The organism is Kitasatospora sp. NPDC002227, assembly GCF_040296285.1.
Taxonomy (GTDB): Bacteria; Actinomycetota; Actinomycetes; order Streptomycetales; family Streptomycetaceae; genus Kitasatospora.
Window position 1 is genome coordinate 70,713 of record NZ_JBEOWY010000030.1, and the last position, 394, is coordinate 71,106.

1 pseudogene is annotated in these 394 nt (G+C 69.0%); it reads left to right on the forward strand.

Annotated features, from left to right (window positions below):
- Positions 1–17 precede the first annotated feature (17 nt).
- Positions 18–394 (forward strand): annotated as a pseudogene (locus tag ABT095_RS24705) (PLL family lectin); the annotation flags it as partial.

Here is a 394-nt window from a genome sequence, read left to right on the forward strand (position 1 = left end):
CCGGCGGTATCGCGGCGGTGTCGCGCGTTTCGAACGGCATGGAGGTCTGGTTCACCGGGGCGAACGGTTCGGTGCAGGACCGCTTCTGGTACGAGGGCAGCACCTGGCAGGGTTTCGAGCTCGCGCCGGCCGGTAGTGCCGCGACCACCGGCGGCATCGCGGCCGTCTCCCGCATCCCGGGCAGTATGGAGGTCTGGTTCGTCGGGGCGAACGGTTCGGTGCAGGACCGCTTCTGGTACGAGGGCAGCACCTGGCAGAGTTTCGAACTCGCTCCCGCCGGCAGTGCCTCCACCCACACCGGCATCGCGGCCGTCTCCCGCATCCCGGGCAGTATGGAGGTCTGGTTCGTCGGGGCGAACGGTTCGGTGCAGGACCGCTTCTGGTACGAGGGCAG